Here is a 13,902-nt window from a genome sequence, read left to right as displayed (position 1 = left end):
CATTTCAGCTATTTCTCAATACTATTGTCGCAAACAACCGTCTCATACCCACTCAGCGCCCAATGCTTCTGCCTGCTGTAGTACCGTCTGAATCGCCTCGTCCTGAAAATCAGGCGGATAGCCGTATTTACGCAAAATGCGTTTCACCATAATCCGTAATTTGGCGCGAACGCTTTCCCGTTGCGACCAATCAACGCTGATATTTTTGCGCAGATTTTCGGTGAGTTCATGCGCGATGCGTTTTAGTGTTTCGTCAGGGAGTTCTCGCACCGCCGATTCATTATTGGCCAGCGCGTCGTAAAACTTCACTTCGTCCTCAGATAATCCCAAGGACTCACCGCGCCCAGCCGCTTCCCGGAATTTCTTGGCCATGGCGACCAATTCTTCCATCACTTGTGCGGTTTCGATGCTGCGATTCTGATAGCGTTTGACTACATCAGTCAGTAGTTCAGAAAACTTCTTCTGCTGCACCACATTACTGGCAAACTTGGATTTGATCTCCCCTTCCAGCAGGCGCTCCAGCAATTCCACGGCCAAATTTTTCTCGGGCAGGTTGCGCACTTCGGCCAGAAACTCGTCGTCCAGCAGGCCAATATTGGGCTTTTCTAAGCCGACGGCATCAAAGATATCCACCACTTCATCAGAGGCCACCGCCTGCCCGATAATCTGGCGAATAGCCAGTTCCCTATCATCATTGCTGAGTTTTTTTGCGCTCAGGTCCCGCTTAATCAGCAGCACTTTCACCGCTTGCAAAAAGGCGACCTCTTCGCGTACCGCTTTGGCTTCATCCATGGTGCCGCACAGGCTGAATGCTTTACTCATCGCTAGGGCGTTATCCGCAAAGCGCTTTTTACCGTCTTCTAACCCCAGTACATGATTAGCTGCGCCAGCCAACAGGCGATGACCGCCAGTGATAAATTCGCTGTAATCAAAGCCATGCAACATGCCTTGCAAAATATTGATTTTCTCTTCGAGTACCGCCCACGCTTCCACCGTATCTACCGTCGGTTTACCGCGCCCATTGCTGGCGGTGTATTCCTTGAGTGCGGCTTTTAGCTCGTTAGCGATGCCGATGTAATCAACAACCAAGCCGCCTTGCTTATCGTGAAATACCCGATTCACCCGGGCAATGGCTTGCATCAGATTGTGCCCTTTCATTGGCTTGTCGATATACAGCGTATGCACGCAAGGCGCATCAAAACCGGTGAGCCACATATCGCGCACGATCACCAATTGCAATGGATCTGCTGGGTCTTTAAAGCGTTTCTCCAGCCGTTTTTTAACTTGCTTGGGGTAGATATGAGGTCGTAGCAAAGCTTTGTCACTCGCAGAGCCCGTCATCACAATTTTAATCGTACCCAGCTCCGGGTCATCGTTATGCCAATCCGGGCGCAGTTTGATTAACTCATTATATAAATGCACGCAAATCTCGCGGCTCATCGCCACAACCATGGCTTTGCCCGACTGGCTTTGTTGGCGTGTCTCAAAGTGATTCACTAAATCAGCCGCCACACTGGCAATACGCGGCTCCGCGCCGACAATCCGCTCCAGTGCTGCCCATTTAGATTTGAGCTTGCCTTGCTCGCTTTCTTCTTCATCCTCAGCCAGCTCATCGACGTCATCGTCAATCTGGGCCATTTCATCGACTTTCAGGCTTAATTTTGCCAGCCGCGATTCATAATAAATCGCTACCGTAGCGCCATCTTCTTTGGCCTGTTGCATATCGTAAATATGGATATATTCACCAAATACCGAGCGTGTATCTCTATCTTCGCTAGATACCGGCGTGCCGGTGAACGCCACAAAAGTGGCATTGGGCAGCGCATCGCGCAGATGCTGGGCGTAGCCAACCTGATAAGTACTTGTTAAATATGGAGGGCTTGCTTCTTGAGTGACGCCAGCCGTAGCAACTTCAGGCGCAATATGCTTTGGCAGACGTTGCTTGAGTTTGGCTTCAAAACCATATTGCGTGCGGTGTGCCTCATCGGCAATCACCACAATATTGTGTCGATCCGATAGCAAGGGAAACACATCTTCGTCCTCGCCCGGTGCAAACTTCTGGATGGTGGCAAACACAATCCCGCCAGAAGGACGATTACTCAGCTTGGCGCGCAAATCTTGCCGCGTACTCACTTGCACCGGCTGCTCGCGAAGCAAATCCTGAGCCAAGGAAAACACACCAAACAATTGGCCATCCAGATCATTACGATCGGTGATCACCACAATGGTCGGGTTTTCCATCGCCGCTTCCCGCATCACCCGCGCGGCAAAGCAAGTCATCGTAATGCTCTTGCCCGATCCCTGCGTATGCCAAACCACGCCGCCTTTGCCTTTTTGCCCGCCGACTACATCGGGGCGAGAAGCCGTCACTACGCGTTCAATCGCAGTACGCACCGCGTGAAACTGGTGATAACCGGCGATTTTTTTCACCAAGGTGCCATCGTCTTCAAACAGCACAAAAAAGCGCAAATAATCCAGCAGATATTTTGGCGCAAGAATGCCGCGAATCAGCGTTTCTAATTCATTGAATTGCCCTAATGGATCAAGACTAATGCCATCAATCGTGCGCCATTGCATATAACGCTCGGCATTAGCTGATAAGGATCCCATCCGCGCTTCTGTACCATCCGAAATCACTAAAATTTCGTTGTACTGAAATACGTCGGGAATTTGCTCTTTGTAGGTTTGAATCTGATCAAACGCTTTGTAAATGTCGGCGTTTTCATCGGCAGGGTTTTTAAGCTCTAAGAGCACCAAAGGCAAGCCATTCACAAACAAAATAATATCTGGCCGACGTGTGTGTTTTGCGCCTTTTAGCGTGTACTGATTCACCGCCAAGAATTCGTTCAACCCCGCCCGCGCCACAGGCGCTGCTTGTCCCCCTCTCCCCGCGAGGGAGAGGGCACGGGGTGAGGGGGCGTCTTTTTCATCACCGCCCCAATCAATCAGCCGCACAAAATCACCACGCGTTTCGCCGTCCTTCTGGTATTGCACCGGCACGCCATTGACCAGCAGGCTGTGAAAGTAGCGATTGGCTGACAACAGCGATGGGATTCCCAAATCCAATACTTGCTGCACCGCATCGGTCTGCGCAACTAGCGGAATTTGTGGGTTCAAACGCGAGATTGCCGAACGAAGCCGTTCAATCAGCACGGGCTGCACATAATCGGCGCGCTCAGGGGTAATCCCATCCGGCGCAATATCATAGCCACAGAGATGGCGATAACCTGTTTCAACGAGCCAGCTCAGTGCTTCTTGTTCTAATTGGTCTTCGGTCATTCACGCCTCCCAGCGTTTCCCGATTTGGGCAGCAGCCTGCAGCCTAAATTGCCACCTAATATGTCGAAATAAATCGTTAAAATCGACACATCAAAAAAACGCGTTTAAAAATCACGCAAAAATCGACACGTTCATCCAGTCACGAAGGCGCTCAGCCTTCATCCGCAATGAAGTTTTCCGCAAAAATGGCCGATTTGGCACGATGCAGTTGGGTAAAACGCTGCATCAATTCCTCGCACTGCGCTGATGTTGCCCCAGCATACTCACGCACCCATGAGCAGAAAAAAGCTTCAAATGGCCAAAAATAAGCACCACCGCGCACACTGCGTAGCGTGTTATTGGTCTTCATATCAAAGCTTGCCGCTTCATCCTCGGGATTGGGCAGGCAACCATGAGTATGAAAGGCATAGTCACAATCACGCGCCACTTCATTGATATGCGTTTGCGCGCTGCGGTCAACGCCAGCCACAAAGCAATATCGCTGGCCACGCTGCAAAATTTGCTTAATCGCCGCATCCGCCTCAGCAGCATTCAGCCAATTCACATCTTGGTTAATCCACAGCAGCAAATTCACCAGCCGCTCGTAAAACTGCTTCAGCAGTGTTTCACCATCGCCTTTTTTGATGCCCCAGAACACCATAGAAAAACGCGTTTCGCGTTCCATCACGATAAACACATTCTGCCGCGCCAACTTAATCGCATGCACCTGCCACACCCACGGCCCCGCCGCCTCGGGAACGGGCGCAGCCTCCAGCCACGACTTCACCAAACCCTTTTGGGTCGTTTCTAGCGCCTCAGCGGCGGCTTTTGAGCAATAAAATTGCATGTTTAACTCCGACTCCAACAACTCGACGACATTCATGTCGTCGAGTTAAGTTAATCCATTGATTTAATATGTATTTACGGAACAAAACTAAGCGTAAAGACTCAAACAAAAAAGTTGGCAAAGTTCACTAGTAGTCAACTTATGTTGACAAGGTATCTAAGAGCATCTATCTTTGTCATCAGTCTCATCCACCAAGTGTGGAAGGAGCATCAGAAGCCCTTACGTAGCAATGCATCGGGGCTTCAGTCATTTCTAGCGGCCCAAAAAGCATCTCGTTCTTTGGCAAACGTAGCAATACGGTGCGGCTTCAAGCAATACGCCGTTTTCAATAAGTAATACTTTGGGCCATCCTGAGTATCGCGCTTCGCCAGTACGATGGCAAAATCACATTCTTCGGCCCAAATCACAACGTGAGTGTCTCTTCCACGTTTGTTTTCCCACCATGAAAAGCCATCGTTTCCAACATTCTGAATAAGCCAAGCCACCCAACGAATCCGCGCGCAACGGTCTAAATCAGGAATGCGGTCGTCTTCATTCCGGTTCTTCTTATCTGGCGCTTCAGAAATCAGATGCCAGAAACTAAAACCCTTTCCTCGAGTATCGGGGCGAAATTGCGCGCGTATCGGTACGCCTTGAAACACTAAGCCAGCATGAACTACGGTATCCAGATAAATCTGATACAAGTCATTCTCATAGCGCGCCCAGTCACCACCGTAATGATTAAAGGGCAATAAATCAGGAGGCAAACTCAAGCTTGTGGCCTCCAGACAAATACATTGAATTTTTCTGCGCGTACCAAAGAACTTTGCAGTAGGTTTAGTCCAGATTGCTCCCTTATCCGCGCAATGACGGCCAACTTAGCAGGGCTTTCAGTCAAACCTCGATGCACATAGCCCAATGCACCAATCAACAAATCAGCCAGCTGCAGCAACAGAACATCGTGCGAATGCACCAGCTCAATCGACTCAATCACGGCTCTGTCAAAATCATAATTGGCATTGCACAGCACATCATGCAATTTGCCAACTTTGGCTTGGCCTTGCGTATCCTTGATATCCAGAAAAATGCGATATCGCTCTTCGGGGCTAATCAGGCGATTAAGCAAGTGATACCACATCTTGTAATAAAACTCGTCGTGACTTTGGCCAAATTTGTCATGCTGCAAACACGATTTATCCGGCACCACCAAACCACGAAAATGCAACAAGGGCTGCGCAAAAAACAGGTCAATCACTGCCAGATAAAAATCCAGTTTGCTTGGGGACACCTTCACCCATTTGATTTCAAAGTTCGGAGCAAGACCATACTGCTTTTTTAACGCTTTCAACTCACGCGCCAACATTTGCCGATGGGATGCCGGACACCAAACAGCCCCCAGCACCATCGCCTTGGCTGCATCGTTTTCCAGATGGCACGACTCATCGCAGTAGACATGAAATAGCTCATTCATACGACGGCCTCCATCAGTAGCGCTTCGGCTTCGGGCAGGCGGAGCTGGCCGGAGATTAGGCGCGGCAACAAGGTGTCGCGCAGGGTGGCGAGGGTTTGGGCTTGCTGACTATTGGTAAAAATTGTTTCCCGTATCGCTGCCGCCGTTTCATCAAACGCGTTGAAAACTGCATCGGATGGAATCACCACAGGCAAACGATATACGTTATTTCTATTCAGCCCCGGAACTGCCCCGTCGGTGTTCATATCGTGGAGCCCAAGTGTTTGCAGCAAATAAAAGCAGTAGCTCAATGGCTTGCTGGTTTTAACATAGAAAACTGTATCAATCGGAAAAAATGGGCGGTCTTCCCAATACAGGCTGCCGACGGTTCCTTTTCGCCCAACAATCACTGATGGTCCATTCACCAAGGCTTGATTATGTGACCCAGTAATGCCACCCGAACCATAAACGGGAATGTCGCCGTCGATTCGGTCTGTTGCCTTTAATGCCTTGCCATAAGCCAGCTCAAGTAAATCCTCGACTTTGCCAATGCTCCACCCCTCCGGCACCAAGCCTTGCGGGGAAGCGGTGAAGGTGGCGGGGAAGAGGGCTTGGAGTTCGAGCGGGAGCAGGCCGTCATTCCCGCGCAGGCGGGAATCCGGTGGCGCGGCTAGATTCCCGACACCATCACTCGGGAATGACGCGGTGTTGGCGATGGACTGGGCGTTGGCGTGGACGGGGTCGAAATCGACAAACCACGACTTAAACAGCGCCTGCGCCATCGACTCCAGTGTCGCATTGGTCTCGCGCAACAGCACAATACGGTCGTCGAGAGCGCGCAAAACAGTAGTTATTTTCTTTTGCTCAGCCAAGGGCGGAACTGTTACTGGAACGGAGGACAGAATCGAAGTATTCAAATTGGGCATGGTTGCGCCAACAGCGTGTCGAATCAGCCACTCTTTGGTTTCAGGTAATCGCAGGCAATATGAAATGAATTTTGCATCAGCTTTCGATTCATTCCCCAAGCGAACTTTCAAGCACCCCGTCCCACAAAGCCAGCCAACCTGATGTGGCTCAACCAATGCATTTCTAGTTACATCGCCTCGGCGGCTAAAAATAACATCACCAATTTGAAGCTTATGTTGAGCAAGTCGATCTGCGTCGGCCTGTTGAATTCTTGCAATGCCATCCTCAGAGATGCCACCTTCTGCGCCAATATTCGCAGGCATTACAACAGGAATTCCCACCTCTACATAATCAGAAGCATGAAGTTGACTACCAAATGGTCCAGTCTGAATTGCGCCTTTTTGTAATGCGCAAATTTCACCCAACGTCGTATCAATCCATTCAGCCCCGTAGGGCGCAATCACCGAAGGTATTTCGCCGCAAGCATTATCAATAAAATTGTTCAGAGCTATACCCTCACCCGGCGCATTGCCGCTGTGCGGCGAATGCGCCTTACCCGTTTGCAGTTCAGAACTCATACCCCAGCCCTCCCAGTTTCTGCCGGATTAGCTGGTCGAGTTCCGCGCCCTTAGCCATTTGCTCGCCGAGTTTTTCGGTGAGCGTGGTCATTTTGGTGGCGAAGGCCTCAAAGTTTTCTTCAATCTCTTCCGCGCCAACGTAGCGGCCGGGTGTGAGCACAAAGCCGTGTTCGGCGATTTCAGCGAGTTTCACGCTGCGGCAGAAGCCGGGGATGTCTTGGTATTCGGTGATGGGTTCAGCGGGCGCAGAAATACCCCCTGGCCCCCCTTTTGCAAAGGGGGGAACAGATGCCTCGGGCTCCCCAAGTGCAATAAGCGGAGCCGATGCAGTGGTTTTAGCTTCCCCCTTTAACAAAGGGGGATTGAGGGGGATTTCCTCTGGTATACCGCGCCACGCTTTGACTAGATTGGCGATGCGCTCAATACCCTCATCATCCAATTCGCATTGCACACGCGAGATCATTTTGCCGAGTTTGCGCGCGTCGATGAACAGCACTTCGCCTTGGCGCGTGGTTTTGTTTTTGGCTAAAAACCACAAGCAGGCAGGGATTTGGGTGTTGAAGAACAACTGGCCGGGCAGCGCAATCATCACTTCGACCACGTCGGCATCGACCATGGCGCGGCGAATGTCGCCCTCGCTATTCTGGTTGGACGACATCGAGCCATTGGCCAGCACAATGCCCGCGCGGCCATTCGATTTCAGGTGGTAGAGCATATGTTGCAGCCACGCGTAGTTGGCGTTGCCTTGCGGCGGCGTGCCGTACACCCAGCGCGAATCGCCTTCCAGACTGCCATGCCACCAGTCGCTGATATTGAACGGCGGGTTGGCAAGAATGTAGTCGGCGCGCAGGTCGGGGTGCTGATTTTTGGTGAAGGTGTCGCCCGGTTCCTTGCCAAGGTTGAAGTCGATGCCGCGAATGGCGAGGTTCATCGCCGCCAAGCGCCACGTGGTGGGGTTGGATTCCTGCCCGTAAATCGACACATCACCGAGCTTGCCGCCGTGTGCCTCAATGAATTTTTCCGATTGCACAAACATGCCACCCGAGCCGCAGCAGGGGTCGTAGACCTTGCCCTGATGCGGGTCGAGCACGGCGACCAGCGTTTTAACGATGGATTGCGGCGTGTAGAACTGCCCGCCCTTTTTGCCTTCGGCGCTGGCGAACTGGCCGAGAAAGTATTCATACACTTGCCCCAGAATATCGCGGGCTTTGCCTTGGTCTTCGCCAAAGCCGATCGTCGAAATCAAATCAACCAATTCGCCGAGCTTGCCATCAGGCAAGGGCGCTCTGGCATAGCGTTTATCTAAGATGCCTTTCAGGCTGGAGTTTTCTAGCTCCAAAATCGCCAGCGCGTCATCGATGCGTTTGCCGATATCGGCTTGCTTAGCATTGGCCCGCAAAGCTTCCCAGCGCGCGCCTTCGGGCACCCAAAATACATTCACTTCTTTGTAGTAATCGCGGTCTTCCAGCTCTTCAGCCAGTAATTCATCGTCGCTATCGTGCAGGAAGTAATCGTCGTTTTCATCCGCAAAGCGGCGCGTGAGCTCAGCGCGGCGGGCAGAGAAAGAATCGGAAATAAATTTTAGAAAAATCATGCCAAGTGCGATGTGTTTATATTCTGCCGCATCGACATTGGCACGCAGCTTATCCGCTGCCGACCAGAGGGTTTTTTGGATATCTTGGAGCATGTTTAATTATTCTTTATGTCTAGCGAAAGGTTGCGTCAGATTATAACTGGCAAAGCACAGTATGAAGCGAGGATCTACGAGGATTTAGACCGAATTCAAAAGCTTAATGACCCGATATCCATTTCCCATTGCTGAGAAAAAGAAAAACCCCTCAAAAGAGGGGTTGAAATTTTTACACTCAGGCAATACCGCGTATTAGAACGGAATATCATCCTCAAAATCATCAAAGCTCTTAGGCGCAGCTGCAGCCGGGGCGGGTGCCGGGCGGCGAGCTGGAGCTGGGGCGGCTTGTTGGTAGGCGGGTTGCTGGTTAAAGCCGCCGTCGTCGTAGCCAGTATCGGCTGGGCCACTGCTATTGCCGCTGCGCCCACCCAACATTTGCATTTGGTCGGCGATGATTTCGGTGGTGTAGCGGTCTTGGCCGGTGGTTTTGTCTTGCCATTTACGCGTTTGCAGACGGCCTTCGATATAAACTGACGAGCCTTTTTTCAGGTACTGCGCGGCGATTTCGGCCAGGCGGTTGTACATGGTGATATTGTGCCATTCGGTTTTTTCTTGCTTTTGACCGGTAGCTTTGTCTTTCCAGCTTTCGGTGGTGGCAATGCTGAAGTTACACACTGCGCCGCCCGATGGCAGGAAGCGGTTTTCAGGGTCTTTACCCAGATTGCCGATCAGAATTACTTTATTCAATGAAGCCATGGTTGATCTCTTGTTTTATCTTTTACGGGGCAGACGGGGTAGTCAAACCAGCCGTCTCTTCAATAAGTTGCCGCGCCGCAGCTTCGTCCCAGCCGGTTTGCAGGACTTTCAGCAAGGCCACGCGTTCATCAATTAACACGACGGCTTCTTTTACGCCGTCAATAGCCGCAAGTTTAACAGACAGTGCCTGCCCGTCGCCTGCCCAATTATCGCCGATGTGGAACATTTGTGTTTTTACGGGTAGCGGCGGCTGCATGCCTGCGGCAAAAAACAACCAGATCACCATCAGTGCCGCACACATTAAAAATACCCCGGTCACGCTGCCGTGCTGCTGATAGAGCCAGCCTGCAATCGCGGAACCTAAAAACATGCTCAGGGACTGGCAAGTGTTGTACACCCCCATCGCCGTGCCCTTGGCATCGCTCGGGGCAATTTTGGAAATCAGGCTAGGTTGAGTGGCTTCTAAAATATTAAACGCAATAAAGTACACCGATAACCAAACCACAATCATGGTCAGATCAGGCATATAGAGCGCCATACCCAGCTGGGCGAGCAGCATCAGGCTGATGGCAAAAATAAACACTTCTTTCAGGTGTTGTTTTTTTTCACCATAAATTACCGCAGGCACCATCAGCACAAAGCTGACCAGCACCACCGGCAAATAGACCCACCAATGATGCTCCAGACTAATTCCGCCCAGCTTAGTTAACAACAATGGCATCACGGTAAACATGGCCATTTGCGCCGCATGTAGGGCAAATACACCGTAATTCATACGTAAAAGCTGAGGGTGGCGCAATACAGCGGGCAAACGGGTGGCGCTGATTTCTGCATCAGAATGAAAGCGCGAAACAATCGGATCAGGAATAATTTGCCGCACGCCAATCATCGCAGCAATGGTCAGCAGCGCCGTCAGCAGGAAGATACCCGGCAAACCGATCCACGCTGCCAGGGTGGGTGCTGCCACCAAAGAAATCGCAAAGGTGCTGGCAATACTGCCGCCTATCATCGCCATGGCCTTGGTACGGTTTTCTTCGCGGGTTAAATCGGCCAAGAGCGCGGTAATCGCCGCCGAGATCGCGCCTGCACCCTGTACAGCACGGCCCACAATCAGCCAGGCCACATGATCGGCCATGGCACACATCACACTGCCAAGAGCAAACAGAGCAAGGCCAATATAAATCACTTTTTTGCGGCCAACCCGATCCGACCACATACCAAAAGGCAGTTGCAATAAGGCTTGCGTCAGGCCATAAGCACCAAACGCCAAGCCAACCATGGTGTGATTATCTCCTCCGGGGAGCTTGCCTGCGTAAACCGCAAACACAGGCAGAATAAGAAACATTCCCAGCATACGCAGGGCATAAAGCCCGGCTAAGCCAAGCGAAGCACGTAGTTCTATAGGATTCATGGCAGCAATTTAAAGTGGGCTCTGGCGTATTGGGATGACATCGTTACCTGACGCGCGGGCATAAAAACAAGTAAACAATCGCGTTTCGATACAAATGTAATGGTCAAGTAAATGCTTCCAACACACTTTCAACAGGAAAGTCCGGTATATTATCTGATTCCTCTTTACTGCAGATACCGGCCTTTATGTCGTACCGTCGTATCGAATCATCCGAAGCCCCGCAAATTCGCATTCGCGGCGCTCGCACACACAATTTAAAAAACGTTAATCTCGACCTGCCACGCGGCAGCTTAGTTGTGATTACAGGCCTTTCCGGCTCGGGTAAATCGTCTCTGGCGTTTGATACCCTGTATGCCGAAGGCCAGCGTCGCTATGTGGAATCGCTTTCTGCCTATGCACGGCAATTTTTACAATTGATGGAAAAACCCGATGTCGATTTGATCGAGGGTCTCAGCCCGGCGATCTCCATCGAGCAAAAAGCCACCAGTCATAATCCGCGCTCCACCGTGGGCACGGTGACGGAAATCCACGATTATCTGCGCCTCTTATTTGCCCGCGTCGGCACGCCATTTTGCCCCGAGCATAAGCAGCCTTTGCAATCGCAAACCGTCAGCCAGATGGTTGATCACGTCTTAGCACTGCCAGAAGAAACCAAACTCATGGTGCTAGCACCGGTTGTGGTCGGCAAAAAAGGCGAAAACGTCGATCTGTTTGACGAGCTGCGCGCGCAGGGCTTTGTGCGGGTACGCGTGGATGGCGAAATCTATGAGCTGGATGAAACGCCTAAGCTAGATAAAAACAAGAAACACACTATCGAAGTGGTAGTGGACCGGCTGAAAGTGCGCGAAGACGTAAAACAACGTCTTGCCGAATCCTTTGAAACCGCCCTTCGCCACGCCGAAGGCCGCGCCATTGCTTTAGAAATGGATAGCGGTAAAGAGCATTGGTTCTCGGCTAAGTTTGCCTGCCCGATTTGCAGCTACAGCCTGCCAGAGCTGGAACCTCGCCTGTTCTCATTTAACAACCCGATGGGTGCCTGCCCTAAGTGCGAAGGCCTCGGCCAGATCACTTTCTTTGATCCTAAGCGCGTAGTGGCTCACCCTGACTTAAGCTTGGCAGCCGGTGCGATTAAGGGCTGGGATAAGCGTAATCAGTTTTACTTCCAGATGCTGACCAGCATCAGCGAGCACTATGGCTTTGATGTCAGCGAAGCTTGGACAGAGCTGACCGCCGAAGTGCAACAAGCAGTGTTGCATGGCTCAGGCACTGAGGAAATTGCCTTCACCTATATGAACGAGCGCGGCAATAAAGTATCGCGCTCACATGCCTTTGAAGGGATTATCCCCAACCTAGAGCGCCGCTATGTCGAAACCGACTCGATGGCCGTGCGTGAAGAATTAGCCAAATACCAAAACAACCAGCCCTGCCCGCATTGCGAAGGCGCAAGGCTGCGTGTTGAAGCGCGTAATGTGCGTGTTGGCGAATGTAATCTGCACGAAGTCAGCCGCATGGCATTAAAAGACACGGCAGTTTACTTTGGCGCTTTAACCCTGACCGGCGCTAAAGCGCAAATTGCCGAAAAAATTGTAAAAGAGATTCGTGAGCGCTTGGGCTTTCTGGTCAATGTGGGCTTGGATTACCTTAGCCTTGATCGCAGCGCCGATACGCTATCAGGCGGCGAAGCACAGCGGATTCGCCTTGCTAGCCAGATTGGCTCTGGCCTAACCGGCGTGATGTATGTGCTGGACGAGCCATCCATTGGCCTGCATCAGCGCGATAACGACCGCTTGCTGGGCACGCTGCGCCATCTGCGCGACTTGGACAACACGGTGATTGTGGTTGAGCACGACGAAGACGCCATCCGTATGGCCGATTATCTGGTGGATATGGGCCCAGGCGCAGGTGTGCACGGTGGTGAAGTAGTGGCTGCGGGTACACCCGAAGACATCATGAACGAGCCACGCTCGATCACCGGGCAGTTTTTATCCGGCGCGCGACGCATTGCTATTCCTGAAGTGCGCCGCAGCCCTGATCCGGAAAAATGGCTGTCGCTGAAAGGCGCTTCAGGTAATAACCTGAAACAAGTTGAGCTGAAGCTGCCAGTAGGCCTATTTGTTTGCATTACCGGCGTATCCGGCTCGGGTAAATCCACCCTCATCAACGACACGCTGTATACCATTGCAGCGAAAGAGCTGAACGGTGCATCGGGTGAGCCCGCGCCATTTGAAAGCATCAGCGGGCTGGATCACTTTGATAAGGTGATTAATGTCGATCAATCGCCAATTGGCCGCACCCCGCGCTCTAATCCTGCCACCTATACCGGCATGTTTACGCCGATTCGTGAGCTGTTTGCCGGCGTGCCCACCAGCCGTGAGCGCGGTTACGGGCCTGGGCGATTCAGCTTTAACGTCAAAGGCGGCCGCTGCGAAGCGTGTCAGGGCGATGGCGTACTGAAGGTAGAGATGCACTTCCTGCCCGATGTGTACGTGCCTTGTGATGTCTGCCACGGCAAACGCTATAACCGCGAAACGCTGGAAGTGCTCTACAAAGGCAAAAACATCACCGAAGTATTGGGGATGACGGTTGAGCAGGCGCTGGCGTTTTTTGAAGCCGTGCCAACCGTCGCACGTAAGCTTAAAACGCTGACCGATGTGGGCTTGGATTACATCCGCTTAGGCCAGAGCGCCACCACACTGTCTGGCGGTGAAGCGCAGCGCGTCAAGCTGGCGCTGGAGCTATCCAAACGCGACACCGGCCGCACGCTATATATATTGGATGAGCCAACCACCGGCCTGCATTTCCACGATATCGACCAGCTGCTGGCGGTGCTGCATCGCCTGCGCGAGCACGGCAATACCGTGGTGGTGATTGAGCACAATCTGGATGTGGTCAAGACGGCAGACTGGGTCATCGATCTGGGGCCAGAAGGCGGCGCGGGAGGCGGGCGTATCTTAATGAGTGGCACGCCAGAAGAATTGGCTGCCTGCACAGAAAGCCATACCGGGCTGTATCTGGCTAAAACCTTAGCAGCACACCAAACGCTGTAGTGGCAGCCGTTGCTTAATTAAAAAACGGCTTAAGCATGCT

The 13,902-nt window shown here is 51.9% G+C and carries 9 protein-coding genes; 1 reads left to right on the top strand and 8 read right to left on the bottom strand.

Annotated elements, in window-relative coordinates; genetic code table 11:
* Nucleotides 1–42: 42 nt before the first annotated feature.
* The 8 genes from DYD62_RS00730 to DYD62_RS00695 form a co-directional block, all read right to left on the bottom strand.
* Nucleotides 43–3,279 (bottom strand): type I restriction endonuclease subunit R, encoded by a 3,237-nt coding sequence (locus DYD62_RS00730; RefSeq protein ID WP_115225617.1) that lies wholly within the window; start codon nucleotides 3,277–3,279, stop codon nucleotides 43–45.
* Between the two features lie 151 nt (nucleotides 3,280–3,430).
* A complete protein-coding gene (locus tag DYD62_RS00725; RefSeq protein WP_115225616.1) occupies nucleotides 3,431–4,105 on the bottom strand; it encodes a DUF6933 domain-containing protein in 675 nt (224 codons plus the stop codon).
* A 242-nt stretch (nucleotides 4,106–4,347) separates the two neighbouring features.
* Nucleotides 4,348–4,857: a hypothetical protein gene (locus DYD62_RS00720; protein WP_115225615.1), complete on the bottom strand. Its 510-nt coding sequence runs from the start codon at nucleotides 4,855–4,857 to the stop codon at nucleotides 4,348–4,350.
* Nucleotides 4,854–5,555, bottom strand: a complete 702-nt coding sequence (locus DYD62_RS00715) for a DUF3800 domain-containing protein (protein ID WP_115225614.1) — start codon at nucleotides 5,553–5,555, stop codon at nucleotides 4,854–4,856. The genes DYD62_RS00720 and DYD62_RS00715 overlap by 4 nt, the downstream gene beginning before the upstream one ends.
* Nucleotides 5,552–7,018, bottom strand: a complete 1,467-nt coding sequence (locus tag DYD62_RS00710; RefSeq protein WP_115225613.1) for a restriction endonuclease subunit S — start codon at nucleotides 7,016–7,018, stop codon at nucleotides 5,552–5,554. Before DYD62_RS00710 ends, DYD62_RS00715 begins: the two co-directional genes overlap by 4 nt.
* Nucleotides 7,008–8,705: a class I SAM-dependent DNA methyltransferase gene (locus DYD62_RS00705; protein ID WP_115225612.1), complete on the bottom strand. Its 1,698-nt coding sequence runs from the start codon at nucleotides 8,703–8,705 to the stop codon at nucleotides 7,008–7,010. Before DYD62_RS00705 ends, DYD62_RS00710 begins: the two co-directional genes overlap by 11 nt.
* Before the next feature lie 195 nt (nucleotides 8,706–8,900).
* On the bottom strand, nucleotides 8,901–9,404 hold the full coding sequence (gene ssb / locus DYD62_RS00700) for a single-stranded DNA-binding protein (protein WP_115225611.1): 504 nt from the start codon (nucleotides 9,402–9,404) through the stop codon (nucleotides 8,901–8,903).
* Nucleotides 9,405–9,426: 22 nt separating this feature from the next.
* Nucleotides 9,427–10,815 carry an MFS transporter gene (locus DYD62_RS00695; protein WP_115225610.1) on the bottom strand — a complete coding sequence of 463 codons (1,389 nt, stop codon included), beginning with the start codon at nucleotides 10,813–10,815 and terminating at the stop codon, nucleotides 9,427–9,429.
* 185 nt (nucleotides 10,816–11,000) lie between these two features.
* On the opposite strand from DYD62_RS00695, the gene uvrA reads away from it, so the two are divergent.
* Nucleotides 11,001–13,862 carry an excinuclease ABC subunit UvrA gene (uvrA, locus tag DYD62_RS00690; RefSeq protein ID WP_115225609.1) on the top strand — a complete coding sequence of 954 codons (2,862 nt, stop codon included), beginning with the start codon at nucleotides 11,001–11,003 and terminating at the stop codon, nucleotides 13,860–13,862.
* Nucleotides 13,863–13,902 lie beyond the last annotated feature (40 nt).

Source organism: Iodobacter fluviatilis (assembly GCF_900451195.1).
Lineage (GTDB): Bacteria > Pseudomonadota > Gammaproteobacteria > Burkholderiales > Chitinibacteraceae > Iodobacter > Iodobacter fluviatilis.
The sequence above is the reverse complement of the archived record's forward strand: the minus strand, read 5'-3'. Positions and strand labels throughout refer to the sequence as shown.

Excerpts from the sequence above, each read along its gene's own strand:
- DYD62_RS00730 (WP_115225617.1), bottom strand. The coding sequence starts at position 3,279 with ATGACCGAAGACCAATTAGAACAAGAAGCACTGAGCTGGCTCGTTGAA.
- DYD62_RS00725 (WP_115225616.1), bottom strand. The coding sequence starts at position 4,105 with ATGCAATTTTATTGCTCAAAAGCCGCCGCTGAGGCGCTAGAAACGACC.
- DYD62_RS00715 (WP_115225614.1), bottom strand. The coding sequence starts at position 5,555 with ATGAATGAGCTATTTCATGTCTACTGCGATGAGTCGTGCCATCTGGAA.
- DYD62_RS00710 (WP_115225613.1), bottom strand. The coding sequence starts at position 7,018 with ATGAGTTCTGAACTGCAAACGGGTAAGGCGCATTCGCCGCACAGCGGC.
- DYD62_RS00705 (WP_115225612.1), bottom strand. The coding sequence starts at position 8,705 with ATGCTCCAAGATATCCAAAAAACCCTCTGGTCGGCAGCGGATAAGCTG.
- ssb (WP_115225611.1), bottom strand. The coding sequence starts at position 9,404 with ATGGCTTCATTGAATAAAGTAATTCTGATCGGCAATCTGGGTAAAGAC.
- DYD62_RS00695 (WP_115225610.1), bottom strand. The coding sequence starts at position 10,815 with ATGAATCCTATAGAACTACGTGCTTCGCTTGGCTTAGCCGGGCTTTAT.
- uvrA (WP_115225609.1), top strand. The coding sequence starts at position 11,001 with ATGTCGTACCGTCGTATCGAATCATCCGAAGCCCCGCAAATTCGCATT.